Genomic DNA, 282 nt, shown 5'->3' with positions numbered 1-282 from the left:
CGCGGCTCGCGCGCGGCGCGGGATCGCGCGCGATGGTGGTCACCGACGGAATCTTCAGCATGGACGGCGACGTGGCACCGCTGCGCGAGCTGGCGAGCGCTTGCCGGGAGGCCGATGCGTCGCTCTTCGTCGACGACGCTCACGGATTCGGCGTGCTGGGACCGACGGGGCGTGGCTCGATCGAGGCCGCAGGCCTCGGTACACAGGACGTGCCCATCCTGATGGGCACGCTTGGCAAGGGTTGCGGCACGTTCGGCGCGTTCGTCGCCGGCTCCGACGACC

At 71.6% G+C, this 282-nt stretch carries 1 protein-coding gene; it reads left to right on the top strand.

Going from position 1 to position 282, the window contains the following annotated elements:
* The coding region (locus MD536_RS21620; protein WP_239603854.1) for an aminotransferase class I/II-fold pyridoxal phosphate-dependent enzyme at positions 1-282 on the top strand (282 nt) is incomplete at both ends.

The organism is Flavihumibacter cheonanensis, from assembly GCF_022352215.1.
Classification (GTDB): domain Bacteria; phylum Bacteroidota; class Bacteroidia; order Chitinophagales; family Chitinophagaceae; genus Flavihumibacter; species Flavihumibacter cheonanensis.
Note: the sequence above shows the minus strand (reverse complement) of the source record. Positions and strands in the feature narration are given on the sequence as shown.